The organism is Streptomyces thermovulgaris, assembly GCF_002155915.1.
GTDB lineage: Bacteria > Actinomycetota > Actinomycetes > Streptomycetales > Streptomycetaceae > Streptomyces > Streptomyces thermovulgaris.
On record NZ_MUME01000538.1, the window covers coordinates 1 to 205 of the forward strand.

Consider the following 205-nt stretch of genomic DNA (forward strand, 5'->3'; position numbering starts at 1 on the left):
GCCGCGGGAACGGGGAGGTCGCCCTGTCCCAGGTGCAGCACGTCGGAGCCGGCGGCGTGGGCGACGTCCGCCCGGTCGTTGACCGCGAGCAGCTTCCCGTGCCGGGCACAGGCCTCGGCGAACACCTCCAGGTGTTCCAGCTCCTCCTTCGCCTCCAGCTGCTTGTCCCGCAGCTGCACCACGTCGACGCCCCCCGCGAGCACGG

General features: G+C 73.7%; 1 pseudogene. It reads right to left on the minus strand.

The features are described from left to right. Nucleotides 1-203 (minus strand): annotated as a pseudogene (locus CCN35_RS27150) (thiamine phosphate synthase); the annotation flags it as partial. Between the last annotated feature and the right edge of the window lie 2 nt (nucleotides 204-205).